17 protein-coding genes and 2 pseudogenes are annotated in these 19,085 nt (G+C 44.2%); 3 read left to right on the forward strand and 16 right to left on the reverse strand.

What is annotated here, in order from left to right:
• The first annotated feature begins 279 nt into the window (after positions 1-279).
• Positions 280-1,587: a hypothetical protein gene (locus H7T97_RS07610; protein WP_201089959.1), complete on the forward strand. Its 1,308-nt coding sequence runs from the start codon at positions 280-282 to the stop codon at positions 1,585-1,587.
• Between the two features lie 571 nt (positions 1,588-2,158).
• Here H7T97_RS07610 and H7T97_RS07615 read toward each other — a convergent pair.
• The 8 genes and pseudogenes from H7T97_RS07615 to H7T97_RS07645 all read right to left on the reverse strand — a co-directional run bounded on the left by H7T97_RS07615 (position 2,159) and on the right by H7T97_RS07645 (position 8,956).
• Complete coding sequence (locus H7T97_RS07615; RefSeq protein WP_201089961.1) at positions 2,159-3,199, reverse strand: aldose epimerase family protein; 1,041 nt, start codon at positions 3,197-3,199, stop codon at positions 2,159-2,161.
• Positions 3,200-3,280: 81 nt separating this feature from the next.
• Positions 3,281-3,793: pseudogene (locus H7T97_RS10430) on the reverse strand (SIS domain-containing protein); the annotation flags it as partial.
• Between the two features lie 65 nt (positions 3,794-3,858).
• Positions 3,859-4,450 (reverse strand): annotated as a pseudogene (locus tag H7T97_RS10435) (SIS domain-containing protein); the annotation flags it as partial.
• A gap of 83 nt (positions 4,451-4,533) precedes the next feature.
• A complete protein-coding gene (locus tag H7T97_RS07625; RefSeq protein ID WP_150905004.1) occupies positions 4,534-4,938 on the reverse strand; it encodes a PTS sugar transporter subunit IIA in 405 nt (134 codons plus the stop codon).
• 11 nt (positions 4,939-4,949) lie between these two features.
• Entirely contained in the window at positions 4,950-5,768 is an 819-nt protein-coding gene (locus tag H7T97_RS07630; RefSeq protein WP_045760097.1) for a PTS system mannose/fructose/sorbose family transporter subunit IID, read from the reverse strand.
• Entirely contained in the window at positions 5,755-6,669 is a 915-nt protein-coding gene (locus tag H7T97_RS07635) for a PTS mannose/fructose/sorbose/N-acetylgalactosamine transporter subunit IIC (RefSeq protein ID WP_023920053.1), read from the reverse strand. The genes H7T97_RS07630 and H7T97_RS07635 overlap by 14 nt, the downstream gene beginning before the upstream one ends.
• A 26-nt stretch (positions 6,670-6,695) precedes the next feature.
• On the reverse strand, positions 6,696-7,172 hold the full coding sequence (locus H7T97_RS07640) for a PTS sugar transporter subunit IIB (RefSeq protein WP_003009322.1): 477 nt from the start codon (positions 7,170-7,172) through the stop codon (positions 6,696-6,698).
• The gene (locus H7T97_RS07645) at positions 7,169-8,956 is read right to left on the reverse strand and encodes a glycoside hydrolase family 35 protein (protein WP_201089965.1); all 1,788 of its coding nucleotides are present in this window, start codon (positions 8,954-8,956) and stop codon (positions 7,169-7,171) included. Before H7T97_RS07645 ends, H7T97_RS07640 begins: the two co-directional genes overlap by 4 nt.
• A gap of 132 nt (positions 8,957-9,088) precedes the next feature.
• Here H7T97_RS07645 and H7T97_RS07650 point away from each other — a divergent pair, with 132 nt between their 5' ends.
• Positions 9,089-9,805, forward strand: a complete 717-nt coding sequence (locus H7T97_RS07650; RefSeq protein WP_031572835.1) for a GntR family transcriptional regulator — start codon at positions 9,089-9,091, stop codon at positions 9,803-9,805.
• A 338-nt stretch (positions 9,806-10,143) separates the two neighbouring features.
• Here H7T97_RS07650 and purB read toward each other — a convergent pair whose 3' ends face one another.
• From purB to purD, 6 genes are all read right to left on the reverse strand, one after another.
• Complete coding sequence (gene purB, locus H7T97_RS07655; RefSeq protein ID WP_201089967.1) at positions 10,144-11,442, reverse strand: adenylosuccinate lyase; 1,299 nt, start codon at positions 11,440-11,442, stop codon at positions 10,144-10,146.
• A 54-nt stretch (positions 11,443-11,496) separates the two neighbouring features.
• Positions 11,497-11,724: a hypothetical protein gene (locus tag H7T97_RS07660; protein WP_045613324.1), complete on the reverse strand. Its 228-nt coding sequence runs from the start codon at positions 11,722-11,724 to the stop codon at positions 11,497-11,499.
• An 8-nt stretch (positions 11,725-11,732) separates the two neighbouring features.
• A complete protein-coding gene (locus H7T97_RS07665; RefSeq protein ID WP_070594682.1) occupies positions 11,733-12,683 on the reverse strand; it encodes a ketopantoate reductase family protein in 951 nt (316 codons plus the stop codon).
• Positions 12,684-13,775, reverse strand: a complete 1,092-nt coding sequence (gene purK / locus H7T97_RS07670) for a 5-(carboxyamino)imidazole ribonucleotide synthase (RefSeq protein ID WP_201089969.1) — start codon at positions 13,773-13,775, stop codon at positions 12,684-12,686.
• Entirely contained in the window at positions 13,762-14,253 is a 492-nt protein-coding gene (gene purE, locus H7T97_RS07675) for a 5-(carboxyamino)imidazole ribonucleotide mutase (RefSeq protein WP_013904394.1), read from the reverse strand. The genes purK and purE overlap by 14 nt, the downstream gene beginning before the upstream one ends.
• A gap of 298 nt (positions 14,254-14,551) precedes the next feature.
• The gene (gene purD / locus H7T97_RS07680) at positions 14,552-15,814 is read right to left on the reverse strand and encodes a phosphoribosylamine--glycine ligase (protein WP_201089971.1); all 1,263 of its coding nucleotides are present in this window, start codon (positions 15,812-15,814) and stop codon (positions 14,552-14,554) included.
• A gap of 182 nt (positions 15,815-15,996) precedes the next feature.
• On the opposite strand from purD, the gene H7T97_RS10395 reads away from it, so the two are divergent.
• Entirely contained in the window at positions 15,997-17,016 is a 1,020-nt protein-coding gene (locus H7T97_RS10395; RefSeq protein ID WP_201089973.1) for a GBS Bsp-like repeat-containing protein, read from the forward strand.
• Positions 17,017-17,070: 54 nt separating this feature from the next.
• On the opposite strand, the gene purH is transcribed toward H7T97_RS10395, so the two are convergent.
• Together purH and H7T97_RS07695 are read right to left on the reverse strand one after the other, a co-directional pair.
• A complete protein-coding gene (gene purH, locus H7T97_RS07690; protein ID WP_070594688.1) occupies positions 17,071-18,618 on the reverse strand; it encodes a bifunctional phosphoribosylaminoimidazolecarboxamide formyltransferase/IMP cyclohydrolase in 1,548 nt (515 codons plus the stop codon).
• A 1-nt stretch (position 18,619) separates the two neighbouring features.
• Complete coding sequence (locus H7T97_RS07695) at positions 18,620-19,084, reverse strand: GNAT family N-acetyltransferase (RefSeq protein WP_201089975.1); 465 nt, start codon at positions 19,082-19,084, stop codon at positions 18,620-18,622.
• Position 19,085: the final 1 nt, after the last annotated feature.

Consider the following 19,085-nt stretch of genomic DNA (forward strand, 5'->3'; position numbering starts at 1 on the left):
AGCCCACTCAACCACTGCGTCTTGCTCGACAATCCAAAAATAATTGAGAGGCTAGGACTTTTGTCCCAGCCTCTTTTCTGTGCAAAAAAATAATTTAGGAAGCCTTGAGAATCTCGTCTATTGGGTACTCTGCTACATACAATTTTTCCGTTTCTTATGTTGAATAATCGGTCAAGTTACAAAACAAAATTGTGATTCGTTTGAAAGCCCTTGCAAAACAATTGTGTTGCACGTATAATATAAGCGTAATACAATCATCTATTTTAAGGAGGTCTAGCGATGATTAGACGTTATAAAAAATTATTTTTAGCATTCGTTGCTCTGCTCTCAGTCTTCCTACTAGCTTCTTGTTCTCAAAAACAAAGTGGCTCTAAAAATGCCGCTAAATCAGAAACAGCAAAAGTCGAAACGATTGATGGCGAATGGGAATTAGTCGATACTCTCGATGCTTTAACGGAATCCATCGGAGCCTATACCCTCCATGGAATCCACTTTGCACACTTGCTTGAATCTGTTAAAGACTTCAAAATGGACATGAAGATTGAAAACAACACGGCAACCATTAAATACGACTATAACATTGATAACTTTATTAAAGCTTTCTCCACTGTCACAACAGAAGCTAGAGGCAAGACTGAAGAAGAATTCAAAAAAATCATGTATGACTCTCATGAAGGATTTGCAGGCGACTTTAAGAAATACAAAGTCAGCATGAATAAAGATACTGGCGTGTTTAGCTACGAAGCAACGGGTTCTATTGATCAAGGTGCCAAAACAATGACCTTTGATGAAGGACTTTCCGTAGCAAACTCATTCTTCTTCTCATTCGGTGAAAATCGCGTTTCGCCAAACACATATCACTACAAATTAAAAGACGACATGCTTTATGTCACGATTGACGGAAAAGCGAAGAAAAATAATCTTCCAGTTCACTATGAACTACACTTCAAACGTAAAGGAAGCACTACTCAAAAAGACCCCGTTCCAATTGAAGGAAAATGGCAAGCCATCGACTTCCGACCAGCTCTTGAACGTAGCTTAGCCTTTAAAGATTTTGACAATGATGATTCGGCTATCAAGCTGATCTATCCTGAGGCATGGAAAGATTTAAAACCAACGTTGAACATTACAGATACATCTGTTGAATTCGACTATACTGTATCTCTAGCAGATGGTTTTGGAAGGTTCTACGATTACTTAAAACAAAAAGATGCATCTAAAGTGACTCAAACGAAAGACGAATATATTAAAGATCAATTTACCAAATTATCAGTCAATCTACAGGATGGCGCTAAGGACTTGCCCAATACAACTTATGAATTTGATAAAGGTAATGCTAAAATTCATTCTGTCTTGAAGAACGGTAAATTAGATACAGCAAACCAAACGATTATCTTCCCAGAAGCTATCAATATTGTGCAACTTGCAACCATGTCCATTGGACCTGTCGCTAAAGAAACTACGTATAAATACTCTATTGATGGAGATATTTTAACGTTGACGATTGAGCAACGCGATGGACGGAATAATCTAAATACGGTTATTTCAGCAAAATTCAAAAAAGTGTCTGATGCAACGGGCAAGTAGTCATTCCACTGCTCCTTGAGATTTTCTCAAGGAGCTTTTTTCTGTGCAAAAAAATAAAGAGCTTACGCTCTATTAAAATACTTCGGTACCTTTGGTTCGGTTGAACTCTCTGAGTTCACCTCATTAATTTTTTAAAGATCGTAGTTCTCACTTGCGTTCGAACTGCGTCAATGTACCTAAGCTCGTCTACGTCCCTATCAGGCTTGATTAGATGAAATAGGTTTAGTAATAATTACATAACGCAGTGGTTGATTGGTATCTTTGTTCGCTCTTATAGCTCCAAAGATTACCTAATCAACTGTGCGGGGGTGAGACAACGAACAATTTTAAAAAATTGTTCTGTCTCACTCCCAGAAAAAAGCCACCGGTTTTGGTGGCTCTTATAGGGAGATTATTATGAAAAAGTTTTAGGAGTTTTATCATTCAAAGTTAGGAGGTCTTTGATGATGGTATTAGTATACGATAGGAAGCTTAAACTTTCCTTATAGTTTTTCTAAAAAATTTTTTTCGAGAAAAAGAGGAGGTCCCAAGCAAGAATTTCACATCCTTGTTTGGGTCACCCTTTTCCTCCTTATTTCTTAGCGATGGCATGGTAGCTAGTCTTGCTGGTGAAGACTTGACCTGCTCTCAAGATGACCTTTTCAGCTTGGTCACTGTGAATGGCATCTGGCACTGTTTGGAATTCTAGAGCCAAGCCATTGTGCTGAACCATTGGTTGGCCTTGCAGATGAACAGTTTCGTCTACGAAATTGGCTGAATATACCACCAAGGCTGGGGCTTCTGACTTAAAGGTCAAAAAACGTCCAGATGGCTGATGGTAAAGAAAGCCGGCATTTTCATGCCCTTCTGGAAGAGCAAATGGATGGTCTAATCCTTCTACCAGACGAATTTGCGGATCAGAGTCCTTAAAAAGATCCTCCAAGAGCATAGCTTGGTAGAGATGCTGAACAACCGGACTTTCTCTATCCACGGTCTGAAGAGGGACACCGTCGGGATGGATAGGGTAAAGCCCTTGATGGTTGATCTGAAAGACATGGTCATTGATCGGTTGGGTGAAGTCCCCAGATAGGTTGAAATAGCTGTGGTTGGTCGGGTTAACTAGAGTATCTTGATCCGTTTCTACCCGATAAGCAATCTCGAGTTCACCATCTTCCGTCAAACCATAGGTTACCCAGATCTTGAGACTTCCAGGGAAACCACCGGTTCCATCCGCCCGTTCTGTATAGAGAGTGATTTCCTGATCCGTTACCGACTCCACGCTAAACAAAGCGCTATCCCAACCCGTCAGTCCACTGTGGTTGCAGTTGGTACCATTATTAGCTTCCAAGTGATAGGTTTGACCATTGAGTTCAAAGCTAGCTCCTGCAATCCGGCCAGCTACCGGGCCAATACTAGCCCCATATTTAGGGCTATTGCCCACATAGTCCTCAAAGCGATCAAAGCCTAGAATAATATTCGTAAACTGGTCTTCTTTATCAGGCGTCACATATTCTAAGATCGTCGCCCCATAGGTCATGACAGATAATTGGTAACCCTTGTCATTTTCGAGGCGATAAGCCCGAACCTCTTGATTCTGCCATTCCCCAAACACGCTTTCTTGATACTGTTTCACAAACCTTCTCCTCTCACTGTTTTTCTCCATTGTATCAGTTTCACAAGAAGAAACACTCCACTTTTTATAGAAAATTAGTGGCTATTCTTTATGAAATGGATGAATGATCACCCCTTGAACAACCCGATTGACGGTACCAGTCGGTGAAGGTGTGTCTGGGCGATTTTGCACCTTGAGTGAGGTCAAAAGAGAAATCAATTGACCGTAGATAATATAAGGGAAGGCACGGTAGATATCTAGTGAGTCTGCAGAAGCTTCCACCAACACTTCTCGTACATGCTCGATACCTGCAGCTTGATCGGTCAAAAGGACAACTTGACGAGCAATTTGATCCCCTGCAACTTCTCGAACCAAGTCCAGATCATACTGTCGGGTATAAGGATCAATGGAGCCAAAGACCAAGACGAGGGTCTGGTCATTGATGAGGGATTTCGGACCGTGACGGAAACCGACAGGACTCTCATACATGGTTGCGATTTTGCCTGCTGTTAATTCCAAAATCTTGAGTTGGGCTTCATGGGCTAGACCAAAGAAAGGTCCTGCTCCCAGATAGATCACGCGCTCGAAGTCTAGATCGACCACTTCCTTGACCGCACGGTCCTGCTCCAAGATTTGCTCAGATAGATGAACCAGCTCTGCTACTCGTTTTTCCTTGATCTCTTCCTCGCTTGGATCAAAGACCAAGAGAGCTGTCAAGAGCATAGACGTAAAGCTGGATGTCATGGCAAAGCCAGCATCGTTGGTTTCTTTGGGTTGAAGAAGCAAGAGATTGCGCTTATCTCCGTGGGCTTGCTGGGCCAGTTTTCCTTCTTCGGCACAGGTAATGGTGATCTGATAGAGCTCATCAACCAAGTCTTGAGCCAACTGCACGGTGGCGACACTTTCTGGCGAGTTGCCACTTCGTGCAAAAGATACTAAAACCGTTGGAACCTCTTTTTTCAAATAGGTTTGAGGATGCGCTACGATATCCGTCGTCGCAATGGATTGGAAATTCCAGTGGCGTTCATCATGCACTTCCTGCAAATATGGAACCAAGGTATCCCCTACATAGGCTGAGGTCCCTGCCCCTGTCAAGATGACCTTGATATAGTCATGCTCTTGCCCAATTTTTTCTAAGAAAGCTTTTATTTCCGCTTTTCTTTCTTGGTACAAGTGAGCCGTTTCTTTCCAAACACTTGGTTGTTGGTAGATCTCACGAGTGGTGATCTCTGCTCCTAGCTCCTGCAAGTCTTCTTTTGTATAGTCTAACATAGAACCTGTTGTTCCTTTCTACAATCTAACGTTGATAAATGGGAAAGGAGCCTGAGATGATTCTCCCAGACTCCCATACCAACCTACTCATCTTCATCATCATCAAGGTTTGACAAGAGGTCATTTACCTTGACAATACTTTCTTTTGCACGTTCAGGGTAGTCCCCTTCATTACCAGTCAGGCTACTATTGATGAATTCGATGACCATCGGAAGATTCATCCCTGCGTATAAGTCAATCGCACGTCCTTCAAGGATCAAGCGACTCACAGTGTTGCAAGGAGTTCCTCCCAAGAGATCGGCAAATACAATATAGTCTTCTAGACCTTGGACGGTTGCTTCAAATTTAGCGGTAAAGTCTTCTGGTCCTTCTTCTGGTAAGAGTGCAACCGTATGGATGGATTCTTGTGGTCCCATAATCATCTCTGTGCTCGCTTTAAGCTCTTCACAGAAGCGACCATGACTGACCAATACTAACTGTTTTGCCATACCTTACTCCATTATGCCATTCCAAAGAAGAAGTGGCCAAATGCTGAGAATGCGATTGCTGCAAGGATGATGAGCAAGATAGCTTTTGTAGAGTTCATACCCTTACGTCCAAGCAACCAGTAGATTACACCTGTAATGATAGCTGGAACCAAGCGTGGGAAGATCAAATTGAGCATATCTTGAATTTCAATCGCTTTGTCCCCAATGTGTGGAGTCCAAGAAACTTCAACACCAATCATGCTGGCAATCAAGGCACCAACCATGAAGATACCCAGAACGGCAGCTGCGTCGATCAAAGCTGTCAAGGTACTTTGCATGTTGTTGATGAGGTTAACCCCTTCTTTATAGGCAAATTCCAATTGTTTCCAACGGAAAATGTCATAAGCAACTGCCACAGCGATCCACAAGAAGATACCGGCTGGGTTTCCTGCAACAGCCAAAGTTGCTGCGATTGAACCCATAATAGCTGGTACCAAAGATCCAAAGATAGAGTCTCCAAGAGGGGCAAATGGTCCCATGAGACCTGTCTTGATCCCGTTCACCGCATCTTTTGATTTGACACCATCTTTTTCTTCCAAAGCAAGGTCAAAACCAGTGATAATGGTGTGGAAGAATGGTGAAGTATTGAAGAATTGCGTATGCAATTTCATCATTTCTTTCAATTCTGGAGTGCCATCACCATACATTTTACGCAATTGTGGAAGAAGCATGTAAAGGTAACCAGAAGCCTGCATCCGTTCGTAGTTCCAACCCAATTGGAAGGTGAAGAGGCTACGTTTGTTAATTTGTTTAAAATCTTCTTTTGTTAGTTTGTAATTAGAATTCGTCATCTTCAATTTCCCCGCTTTCTACATTGCTTGCTGGAGCAGCTACAACTGTACGTTGGCTGTTTTTGAAGTGTTGTACTGCAAGGAAGATACCGATGATGGCAATACCAATCATAGATACACTCTTGAAGTTGTTAACAAAAGTAATAGCTTGTTCTTTTGGAAGTTTAGCGAACACATCAGAACCAACAATGCTAGACACTGCAGCACCAAGGCTTTGAACATTGCTATAAAGCACTGTCAACATTGCTGTTAAGCCAAAGCCAAGTGCTAAATAGTGAAGGTTACGACGAACAGGAAGGTAACGAAGCAAGATCGCAAATCCAAGACCTGGAAGCATTTGACCTGCAAGTTTCAGACCGTTTGCCAACCATTGTACATTAGCAAGACCTGTAACAACAGTTTCTACGAAAGAACCACCAAAGGCAAGAGCCAAGAAGACTGGAAGGGCACGAGAAAGAGCCCAAGGAACAGCACCAAGAAGGTAGTTGCGTTCAATTCCTTTATAGTCGTAACGTTCGATCGCAGCATCTACACGGTGAGCGAAGTAAGTTGTAGTCATACGACCAAGAATATCAAAGTAGGTCAACAAAGTTGCTACCGGCACAGCGATTGTAGCAATAGCAATCTCTGGATCAATCCCTTTTGCTACTGAAAAGGCAGTTGCAAGAACGGCACCAGAAGTGGCGTCAATACGAGAAGCTCCACCGAAAGTACCAACACCGAGCACTGTCAATTGGAGAGAAGCTCCGATAAATAGACCTGTCTTTAAATCTCCCATGACAAGTCCTGTAATGAAACCAGCAAAGACTGGTGATCCTGCTGATGAAACAATCGTCAACTCATCACAGATTTGATAAGCTGAGTACAAAGTAAGTAGTAAAATTTGCCACCATTGTATCATGACAATTTCCTCCTAAAAATTTTCTTTTACTTTAATAACTTCATAAAGTCTTCTGCAGTGTCGTTTGGCACCATCTGAGACGTAATCTTTACACCTTTTTCGTGGATCTTGTTGAAATCTTCCACGTCCGCGTCCACCACATTGATCGAGCGGGTAATCGCACGTGTCTCATCAGATTGAGACATATTGCCGACATTCAGCGTTTCAAGCTGAACGCCTGCTTCGATCAAACGAAGGAAACGATCAGGTTTGCGAGCTACGATAAAGAGTCGTTGGCTATCATATTTTCCAGCCAAGATATTTTCCGCAGCCTTTGCGACTGGCAAGATACTGAGCTTAACACCCGGCGGTGTCGCTAGTTTCAAGCCACTTTTTTCGATATCATTTTGAGCGACTTCATCATCGATCACCATGATACGTGAAACATTTAGTTTGGTAGTCCAAAGATTGGCTACCTGCCCGTGGATCAAACGTCCATCAATACGGCATCCTACAATAGTCATAAGTTTTCCCCCTTTACTTCTTTGAATGTAGGTTGTTGAACAAGTTGAAGTGTCTCTTGGTAACGCCCTTCTGTCTCAAAGACGATCAGGCTATTGGCTCCTTCTTTGAGGAAACCATGAGGCACATAAAGTGAAGTGGTCGGTCCGACCTCCCAGAAGCGACCAAGGTTATGGCCGTTGACAAAGACGACCCCTTTCCCAAATCCTGTCATATCCAGATAAGTGTCAAGGTTGTGGTCCAGCTGAAAATCATATCGGTAAAAGGCTGGAGCACCTGCCTGCCATTCCTTTGAAAAATCGAGCTGACTGAGATCTTGTAAATCCAGTGGGTACTGCTTCCAATGAAGGTGGAAGTGCAAATCCACACAGACACCTGTGCGAATGCCCTTGTGCTGGCTATCAGCTAAGAGCTTGTGACCATAGTTGACACGGCCCATATTCTCAAGCAAGATTTTTAAATTCGTAACCGCTTTCTTTTTTCCTTTGATAAAAAGATCTTCACCGATCTCTGTTTGGTATTGCGTTGCTACATGTTGATCATCCAGGTAAATCTGTACCCGATCCCGACCATCAATGATACGCAATTTTTCTTCTTCCGCATCCAACTCAAGGTCTGTCTCATATAGGAGATAACCTGTGGTTTGCCCCAACTCTTCCATCTTTTCGGGATAAAGGCTTGTCTCAACCTGAGCCAGATTGTCCAGATTCCCAAAAAGACTAGTCTTGGCTGCCAATTGCAAGGTTTGTTCTGGCAAACACTCTTTGATGAGTGGTTCTTGCTGTGGGTATTCTGGATAATAGGTCGCCATCATTTTTTGAATAGCATAATACTTCTCCGTCGGATTGCCCTGCTCATTGAGCAAAGCCCCATAGTCATAGGATGTCACCTGTGGCAAATCAAGCGTTCCACGAGCTGAGCAACCATTCATGAAGCCAAAGTTGGTTCCGCCATGAAACATATAGAGGTTGATGGAGCCAAGTTCCAAGACCTCATGGACGGCTTCTGCCAACTCCTCTGGGTCCCTATGAATCACGGGTTCCTTCCAGCGGGTAAACCAGCCATCCCAGAATTCCATACACATCAAGGGCCATTTCTTGCCGTATTCGTCAAAGAATTCTTTCATCTGACCGAAGTTATAGGCTGCTTTGGAACCGAAGTTTCCCGTCACAAAGAGGTCTTCTTCTATCAAGGTTCCTGTTCTTAGCGTTGCTCGCCATGGTCCATCTGATGTAAAGAGAGGACAGGTCACGCCTTTTTCCTTCATCAAATCCCGAATGGCACGAAGATAATCCTTGTCTTCTCCATAAGAGCCGTACTCATTTTCCACCTGCATCATGAGGATTGGACCACCCTGATCCACTTGGTAGGGTGTTAACAACCCAAGCAAGCGATCATAATAACGATCCACTGCTTCGATAAAGGCTGGGTCTGATGAGCGGATTCGCAGGTCTTCTTCCAAGAGCCAGGCTGGTAATCCACCAAATTCCCACTCTGCACAGATAAAGGGCGACGGCCTTACAATCATGTAAAGTCCAAGGGATTGGGCTGTTTGAATGAAACGCTCTAGATCCAATCGACCACTAAAGTCAAACTGCCCTTTGCGGGGTTCATGCGCATTCCAAGGGACATAGGTTTCAACCGTGTTGAACCCCAATGCCTTTAGATTATACAAGGAATGATACCAGTCTGCTGGGTCAATTCGGAAATAATGGATCGCTCCGGATAAAATCTTGAAGGGTTGATCTTTTAAATAGAAAGCATCGCGAATCTCAAAAACTCCCATAAACGCCCCCCTTTCTTATATGTAACCCTTTTCATTTATTAATATAATAAATTATTTAAAAAATGTCAACACTTTTATAAAAAATATGTTAAAATAGGGTTAAATAAGAGAAATCTAAAGAGAGGTAGCACTATGGCAATTCCAAAGTACCAACACATCAAAGATGAATTGAAGCAGCAAATTATCTCCGGAAAATTTGAAAATGGAGATAAATTTTATACTGAAGCTGAACTCATTAAAATTTATGATGTCAGCTCTATCACCGTTGTCCGTGCTTTGAACGACCTCGCTGCTGATGGCTACATTGTCCGCCAGCAAGGAAAAGGAACCTTTGTTTCTCGTGCTCGAAAACACAAACTGGTTGAATTTTCAGATGTTGAAACCTTCCCAATCCAAAAGGCCAAAGTCAAAGTTCTCTCTATTAAACGTGGAAATACCTTAAGCATCCTAGACAAACTAGGCCTCAACCCAACGCAATTCTACTATAAGATCGAACGGACTCGCCAGACAGGGGATGATACCTATATCTTCCACCAAACCTATATTCCTGAACAATACATCAATCCAAACTATCCAAATTTGGAATACTATAGCTCTATCTATGATCGCTTCAAAGAAGACTACCACATTCATATGAACGATGAACACTTCGAAGAAGTCAACGAAATCGTCTTTCCTACACCAAGCAAGGTTGCTAAAGTATTGAAGATCGACGAAAATTTCCCAACGGTCAAACAAGTGAAGACGACCAAGCTAGAAGCGACTGGCCAAATCCTTGAATACACGGAAACCTATAAACGCGGTGACTACTACAAGATCAAGTTCATCTCCTGTGACCGCGATCACTAAGAACCAAAAAGACTGAGACATCTCGGTCTTTTTTATAGCTCCAGTATAGCATGTTGAAAACGATTTCTAAAGACCTCTTTAAAAATATATATAATTAGTGATAGTTTAGCTATAAAAAGTTTAAAAAGAGAGTGGGACAGAAATCGGTAATTCGTTAGAATTCGATTTCGTCGTCCCACCTCCGCACAGTTGAGTAGGGCTGTAAAAGCTGATGAAATCAGCGTATTAGAGCCCACTCAACCACTGCGTCTTGCAGTTAGTCTTATCAAACATCAAAGGCTGGACAGTTTTTGCCCAGCCTCTTTCGTCTATTTTTCAAATTCCCTTTTTCGTTGCGATTAGTCACCCAAACCGATGCGTTCGAAGATTTCATCCACCCGTTTGGTGTAGTAAGTTGGGTTGAAGATTTCGTCGATCTCTTCTTGAGTGAGACGTGAAGTTACTTCTGGATCAGCTTCAAGAAGTGGTTTGAAGTCGACTTGGTTATCCCATGATTGGGCCGTCTTTGGTTGAACAAGATCGTAAGCTTGCTCACGTGTCATGCCTTTTTCAATCAAAGTCAACATGGCACGTTGACTGAAGATCAAACCAAATGTAGAGTTCATATTGCGGATCATGTTTTCTGGGAAGACTGTCAAGTTCTTAACGATGTTTCCGAAACGATTGAGCATGTAGTCAGTCAAGATGGTTGTGTCTGGTGCGATGATCCGCTCAGCTGATGAGTGAGAGATATCACGTTCATGCCAGAGTGACACATTTTCATAAGCTGTGACCATGTGACCACGGATCACACGCGCAAGACCGGTCATATTTTCAGAACCGATAGGGTTGCGTTTGTGAGGCATGGCTGAAGAACCTTTTTGGCCTTTAGCAAAGAACTCTTCCACTTCACGTTGTTCTGATTTTTGAAGACCACGGATTTCAGTTGCCATCCGCTCGATCGAAGTTGCGATGCTCGCAAGAACTGCAAAGTACTCAGCGTGAAGGTCACGAGGAAGGACCTGTGTAGAGATTTCTTGAGCACGGATACCCAATTTATCGCAGACGTATTTTTCAACGAATGGTGGGATGTTGGCAAAGTTACCAACCGCACCAGAAATCTTACCAGCTTCCACACCAGTAGCCGCATGCTCGAAACGCTCGATGTTGCGCTTCATTTCGCTGTACCAAGTTGCCAATTTAAGACCAAAAGTTGTCGGCTCAGCGTGCACACCATGAGTACGACCCATCATGATAGTGAACTTGTGTTCTTTCGCTTTGTCAGCGATGATGTTAAGGAAGTTTTCAAGATCTTTGCGGATGATGTCGTTGGCTTGTTTGTAGAGGTAACCATAGGCAGTATCCACCACGTCAGTAGAAGTCAAACCATAGTGAACCCACTTACGCTCTTCACCAAGCGTTTCAGAAACCGCACGTGTGAAGGCCACCACATCGTGACGAGTTTGCTGCTCGATTTCCAAAATACGGTCGATGTCAAAGTCCGCTTTTTCACGGATCAAAGCCACATCTTCCTTAGGAATTTCTCCCAATTCAGCCCATGCTTCGTCAGCCAAGATTTCCACCTCAAGCCAAGCACGGTATTTATTTTCTTCAGTCCAAATGTTCGCCATTTCTGGGCGGCTATATCTATCAATCATGTTTAATTTTCCTTTCTTTTGATGTTTTACATCAGTTAGCAACCGACAGTCGCTTTATTCAAATTCTTCTTTCCCAATCCACACAGATGGATAATGATCCAGTGTATTCAAATCCGTATCCAGCGGAACATCATAGATAGCTAAATAGTTTTCAGGATATTGAGCAGTCAGCTCTTCATACTTAGCTTTCACTTTTTCATGATCACTACTAGCATACAAGACTTCGACGACTGCTCCTGTCTTGTCCTTCTCAACAAAAGCATTGACAATGAGTTGAATCATAAAACCTCCTAAATCGAAATACCCTTCATATTTGCTTCCAGAATAGGCATCTTGACACCTAACTCTTGACCAGTATGATAAACACTTTGACAACAATAGAAGATGTCCTGTTTATCATTGTGCAAAGTCATAATTTTTCGAGTCAGCTCATTTTTCGCAAACATGACTTTCATGGCTTTGCCGGCTATCCAAGCCGGAATTTTGTAGGGTAAGAGTTCTGCCTTATAAAGCTTCAAATTCACGCCACGCGCTTCTACGACTTTCAAGGCTTCTCGAATGGCCTTGATGGCCAATGACAATTCCGATGAACTATTCATCAAGTTCAGAGCCAATTCTTCTGGGTTTTCCAAATTTCCTGAGCGAGCAGCCGTCGAAGTGACACCCGCATTAATCGCCATGTGAATCCAAATCCACTCGACCATATCATGAGGCACTTCCCACTTCAAATCTGCAGAAGTCAGTAAATCCGTCAGATCAGCATAGTTAGAAATGTGTGCTTTTTGCTCACCTTCTAGCATTAAATGGTCAAACAAGACACCATCCAAATGGTCCTCCTGCATGTGACCGCCCGCTGTCGGAAAGGCCAGAATATAGTCATAATCTCCTGCCCACTCTTGGACCTCTTTTCGAGTATCCCAGAAATTACAGAAGAAAACAAGGGTACCTTTGATATTATTTTTCCGCAAGGTCTCCACAGCTTCTTTGACAAAACCATGACGCACACTCAGAAAAATAAAATCATATTCCGAATCAGCTTCCGCCACATGAACCTCATAGGTATCATGCTTGTTCTCACCCTTGGAATGATAGCGACCATCTAGCAGATCAACCGACAACTCCTTCGGAGCTGTGCTTTTCTTACTATCTCTCAGTACGTGTTCCACTTGATGGCCTGCTTTTTGAAAGGCGTAGGCATAAGTGGTCCCGATGACTCCAAGTCCTAGAATCGCTATTTTCACTTAAAAATCAATCCCTTTCCCAAACTCCTCAACCTCATCTGGCACATCACTAAACAAAGTCACATGTCCCATCTTGCGATTGTGCTTTGCTTCTAGTTTACCATATAAGTGGAGGTGAGCGCTTGGATTTTCTGTCACATATGTTTCAGCAGCCTCGACGTGTTGGCCGAGAACATTGAGCATAACAGCTGGTGCATGAAGGTGAATTGCTGGGAGTGGTGCTCCGAGAACGCCCAAGATATGGGTATCAAACTGGGAGAAGTCGCAGGCTTCGATCGAATAATGCCCTGAATTGTGTGGGCGAGGCGCGATTTCGTTGACAATGATGTCATCAGCTGTCGCAAACATTTCCACACAGAGGGTACCAGAGAGGTTCAGTTGTTCAGCGATTCGTACTGCCATGGCTTTGGCTTTTTCAGCTAGACTTTCTGAAATGCGAGCAGGCACAATGGTTTTTGAAAGAATGTTGTTGCGGTGGATATTTTCTTGAACTGGGAAGACTGTCACATCCTTGCCATTTCCAGACACGATGACTGAAATCTCAAGGTCAAAGTTGACAAACTCTTCTAAAACACAGTCTGCTGAATCGGCTAAAGCACAGGCTTCTTCCAAGTCCGCTTCTGAACGAATGACCTTCTGACCATGGCCATCATAACCACCGGTCGCCGTCTTGAGGACATAGTTTTTCGAGAAGTCGATATCTGCCAAGTCTTTGCTAGAAGTTACGACCTTGTAAGGGGCCACAGTGACTTGTGCTTTGTTGGAAAGAAAGTCCTTCTCAAAGATCCGGTTTTGGGAGATGCGAAGCAGGTCGGTCCCTTGAGGAAGCTGGCCTTCTTTAATAACGGCATCCAAACCATCAGCATCCACATTTTCAAATTCATAAGTGAGAACATCACAGCGATCTGCCAACTGACGAAGAGCGTCTACGTCGTCGTAAGGGGCCACGATGATTTCCGCCACACGGGATGCTGGGCAATCCGCTGCTGGATCCAGGGCGATAACCTTGTGCCCCATATAGATAGCTGAGATCGCCATCATCTGACCGAGCTGGCCGCCACCGATGATGCCAATGGTTTTAGTTGAGCTCATTTGTAGACTCCTCTGCGATTTTTCCTTGTTCTTCTGCGAAATCCGCTAACGCTGTCGCAATAGCCTGGTCCTCTACCGAAAGAAGGCGGAGGGCAAAGAGGGCCGCGTTAGTCGCACCTGCTTCACCGATCGCCATAGTTGCGACAGGCACTCCACCTGGCATCTGAACGATGGAATAAAGTGAATCTACACCGCTAAGAGCCCGTGACTTGACGGGTACGCCGATAACTGGAAGGGTTGTTTTAGCAGCAACCATTCCTGGCAAGTGAGCTGCGCCACCTGCACCCGCGATGATGACCTTGATGCCACGGCTACGTGCTTCTTCGGCATGTTTGAACATGAGGTCCGGTGTGCGATGCGCGGAAACAACTTTCTTTTCGTAAGCAACACCGAAGTTGTCGAGGACTTCAGCGGCTTTTTGCATGGTTGCCCAGTCGGATTTTGAGCCCATGATAATGGAAATTACTGGTTTAGTCATAATTTTTCCTTTTTCTTTTTTTGATAATGTTCTTAGGTGGTGGGGACGGAAGCAAACCTTCGGTTTCATTCCTAAACTTTGAGCCTAAGGTCTCAAAGTTTCCCCCGACCAGAACAGATGCTGTTCTGGTCTTTTCACCACGGCGACCATTATCGTGTTTGGCGACTTCATCGCCTAATATAGCATTGATATTCGAAAACTCGAAGAAAATCATAGAGTGACAAGGCAAAGCGACGAAGATAGAACTAAAGTTCATCAAGGAGCTTTAACACAGTCAATCGAAGATTTTCAAAGAGTTTTATTTATTCGCCTTGCTACCGATATCCGTACGATAGAAGAGGCCTTCTGTGTTTTGTTTATCGAGTTGGCTGTAGATGATGTTTTGGCTGTCTTTGACGGTGTCTGCTGTGGTGACGAGCATGTAAACACGTCCGCCGTTTGAGAGAAGGTCTTGGCCATTTTCAGCGAATTTGGCACCGGCATAGTATGTGATGATGTCACCGTCTGTCTTGGCCGGAAGTTTGACACCCTTCTCATAAGCGAGTGGATAGCCGTTTGATGCTACAACCACGCCCAATGTCACACCCTTGTCCGTCCAAATGATGGCTGGCTCTTTGCCATCCAAAATGTCAGAGATGTTTTGTGCAAAGTCAGATGTCAAACGAGGCAAGATGATTTGCGTTTCAGGATCGCCAAAACGAGCGTTGAACTCGATGACTTTCGGTCCATCAGCTGTCAAGATAAGACCCGCGTAAAGGACACCAAGGTAGGGACGCCCTTCTTTGATCATGCCTTCAAGAACTGGCTTGACAATGGTGTCAACCGCTGTGTCAACCACGCTCTGTGGCAAGTGAGGAACTGGCGCATAGGCACCCATCCCACCAGTGTTGGGACCCTTATCACCATCGTAGGCACGTTTGTGGTCCTGAGCTGTTGGCATGATGTAGAACTTGTCCCCATTGACAAAGGCAAAGAGAGAGAACTCTTCCCCGTCAAGGAATTCCTCGATGACCACACGCGCACCTGAATCACCGAATTTATTGTCCAAAAGCATCTCATGAGCGGCTTCGACGGCTTGCTCAACTGTCTCCGCAACGACGACACCTTTCCCAAGGGCCAAACCGTCTGCCTTGACCACGATTGGAGCACCTTTTTCTTCGATGTAGGCCTTGGCTTCCTCGAAATCTGAAAATGTGCCATAGGCTGCTGTCGGAACGTCGTATTTGACCATGATTTCCTTAGCAAAATCCTTGGACCACTCCAGCTCAGCCGCAGCCTTGGTTGGGCCAAAAGCCTTGAGACCAGCTGCATTGAAATCATCCACGATTCCAGCCGCAAGGGCATCATCTGGACCGATAAAGGTCCAAGCAATATCATTGACTTTTGCGAAGTCAATCAGCTTAGAATGTTCGGAAATTCCGATATTGACCAAATCCAGACCATCTAATCGCATCCCGTCATTACCAGGAGCCACAAAAACCTGCTCAACATCTGTAGACTCCAACAATTTCTTAGCAATCGCATGCTCACGACCGCCAGATCCAACAACCAAAAGTTTCATCTCGAACCTCTTTTGCGAATTATTTTATTAAATTATATCATAATCGTTCGTTTTATTCTAATGATTTCAGCAAAAGTCTCCTATTTTCAGTAGAATCCAAACATTTTTTGCTATTTTCTCCTATTTCTCATTTTTTTCCGAATAGTATAGGTGAGACCTACTAATTGACGAAAAGGAGTATTATGCAAACAATCAAAAAATTTGTCGTACTGACTTGTGCGACATGGGGGATGCAAGCCTCTATTGCCCATGCAGATCAAGCGACCAATGCTATCTATGCCGAAAAAGGGCAGCTGGTGATTCATCTTGGAAACGTCCCGGATAAGTATCAAAATATCCAAGTTCCCGTCTGGTCTGACCAAAATGGCCAAGATGACCTGATTTGGTATCCTGTGGAACGCAGTGACAAGGGATTTGACCTACAAGTGCCATTGACCAACCATTCTGATCAAGCCGGACTTTATCATGTCCATGTCTATGGAGTGGAGGCAAATGAACAGCTAACCGGTCTTTACCCTCTCACGACCAGCGTCCAGCAAAAAGACCTGGCTTCCTCCCAGCCAAAGATTACGATCACACCCATCTCCCAACAAGAATTTGAGGTAGACCTAAAGTTGTTCGAAGACGTTGACGAGATTGTCTTCCCCATCTGGTCTGAAGAAAATGGGCAAGATGATCTGGTCTGGTATCCAGCAAAGAAGGTCGCACCTGGACATTTCCAACTGCGCTTTCAAGCTCAAAAACACAAGGGAAGCGGGCTATTTCACCTACATGTCTATCAGAAAAGCAAGGGACAACTAAAAGGGCTATTCCCCACTACCTTTCAAGTGGAAAAGGCAAAGCCAAAGCTCACTCCACTCGCGACACATCCGGGAAACACCTACCCCATTGGTGAGTGCACCTGGGGAGCCAAAGAATTAGCCCCTTGGGCCCACAACTGGTGGGGAAATGGCGGCATGTGGGCAGCTAGCGCACGCGCTGCTGGATTCCGGACAGGAGACACTCCAGAGGTCGGTGCCATCGCCTGTTGGGATGATGGGGGATATGGGCACGTCGCCTTGGTTACGGATGTCGAACATGACCAAAAAATTCAGATCCAAGAGGCTAACTACAACGGCCATCGCTATATCGACAACTTCCGCGGTTGGTTCGATCCAACTAACCCCATCTGGGGAACCGTCACCTATATCTATCCAGATTAAGGTCTTCATAACCAGCAGAAAAGACACTCATCATTGAATGAGTGCCTTTTTTGATTAATGTCTAAAATGTCTTACTCCTGTGAAGACCATAGCCAATCCGTATTTATCAGCCGCTTCGACTGACTCTTGGTCACGGACTGATCCACCCGGCTGGATGATCGCTTTAATCCCTGCTTTGGCGATTTCTTCCACGTTATCCGCAAATGGGAAGAAGGCATCGGAAGCAAGAACAGCGCCGTCAAGACGATCTTTGGCTTGGTCAATGGCGATACGGACGGAAGCCACACGGTTGGTTTGACCTGGGCCAACACCAAGTGTCATGTGGTCGTTGGTCACGATAATACCATTTGATTTCACATACTTGATAGCTTTCCAAGCAAACTCAAGAGCTGTCGCTTCTGTCTCAGTTGGTTGGCGTTTGGTAACCACTTGCCAGTCAGCTGGACTTTCTTTCACCACGTCTTGGTTTTGAACGAGGAGACCACCAACAACACCAGTGTATTCTGCTTCCACTTCACTAGCATCTTGAGCGTCAAATGGCAGCTCAAGGATCCGCAAGTTTTTCTTCTTAGTTGTCAAGATTTCAAGCGCTTCGTCTGTGTAGCTTGGTGCAATGATGATTTCAAGGAAGACACCGTGCATTTTCTTAGCTGTCGCAGCGTCTACTTCACGGTTGAGAACGACAATACCACCAAAGATGGATACTGGGTCAGACTCATAAGCGTAGTCCCAAGCCGTTTCGATATCGTCAGCTTGACCAATCCCACATGGGTTCATGTGTTTCAAGGCCACAACTGTTGGACGGTCTTTGAAATCACGGATGATCCGGATAGCCGCATCAGCGTCACGGATATTGTTGAAGGACAATTCTTTCCCGTTCAACTGTTTCGCTGAAGCGATGGAGTAATCCGTTGGAAAAGCTTTTTGGTAGAAGTCTGCGTCTTGTTGAGGATTTTCCCCGTAACGCATTGGTTGCTTGAGATCATAAGTCAAAGTAAGTTTTTCAGGTTTACTTTCACCCACTTGAGCTGTGAAGTATTCTGCGATCAAAGCATCATAGGCTGCTGTGTGGCGGAAGACTTTCGCTGCCAAACGTTGGCGAGTTTCGTAACTTGTTTCGCCGTTGGCTGCCAATTCGTCAAGCACCACAGCATAATCAGTAGGATCTACCACAACCGTTACGCTAGCATGGTTTTTAGCTGCTGATCGAAGCATGGATGGCCCACCAATATCGATGTTTTCAACCGCATCCGCGTAAGTTACGTCTGGTTTAAGAATCGTTTCTTTGAATGGGTAAAGGTTGACCACAACAAGGTCAATCAATTCGATATTATTGTCCTTAGCTGCTTGAAGGTGGCTATCGAGGTCACGACGAGCGAGGAGACCACCGTGGATATTTGGGTGGAGGGTCTTCACACGACCGTCCATCATTTCTGGGAAACCAGTCACATCATCGATGGCAATGGTATCCACCCCAGCATTGTCAAGGGCAACTTTAGTACCACCAGTTGAGATAATGTCCCAACCAAGTTTTTTAAGTTCTTGGGCAAATTCAACAATACCCGCTTTGTCTGAAACACTAATTAGTGCGCGTTTAGTCATTCTATTCCTCTTTCTTTAGATCCAAGCGCATAGCGACTTCGTTATTTTCTTCTATAAATCCTGTTTCCTGAAAACCCAAACTAGTCAGCAGGTACTTCATTTTTTCATTTCCAACTACATAATCTGCGATAATATGGTTGCAATCTCTATCCATCTGAGCCTCTTTGATCAGAACTTCCAAGGCTTTTCGTCCATAACCTTTTCCTTGGTACTGCTGGCCAATCATTATCCGCCAGATAAAGTATTCTGCTTCATCCTTATCTATTTCCAACAGTAGAAAACCAACTACTAGCTCATTCAAATAGATTGCCATTGGAAACACATCCCCATTCTCTCGGTAGAGCCATGCGTCAGCTAAAGAACGAACATTGGGAGCTACAAAACGTGCTCGTTCATCAGCTTCAGATATTTTCAAATCCAGCACTGTCTGAAAACTGCTCTCATCTACTAATTTTAGATTAATCATT

The organism is Streptococcus parasanguinis (genome assembly GCF_016648925.1).
Classification (GTDB): domain Bacteria; phylum Bacillota; class Bacilli; order Lactobacillales; family Streptococcaceae; genus Streptococcus.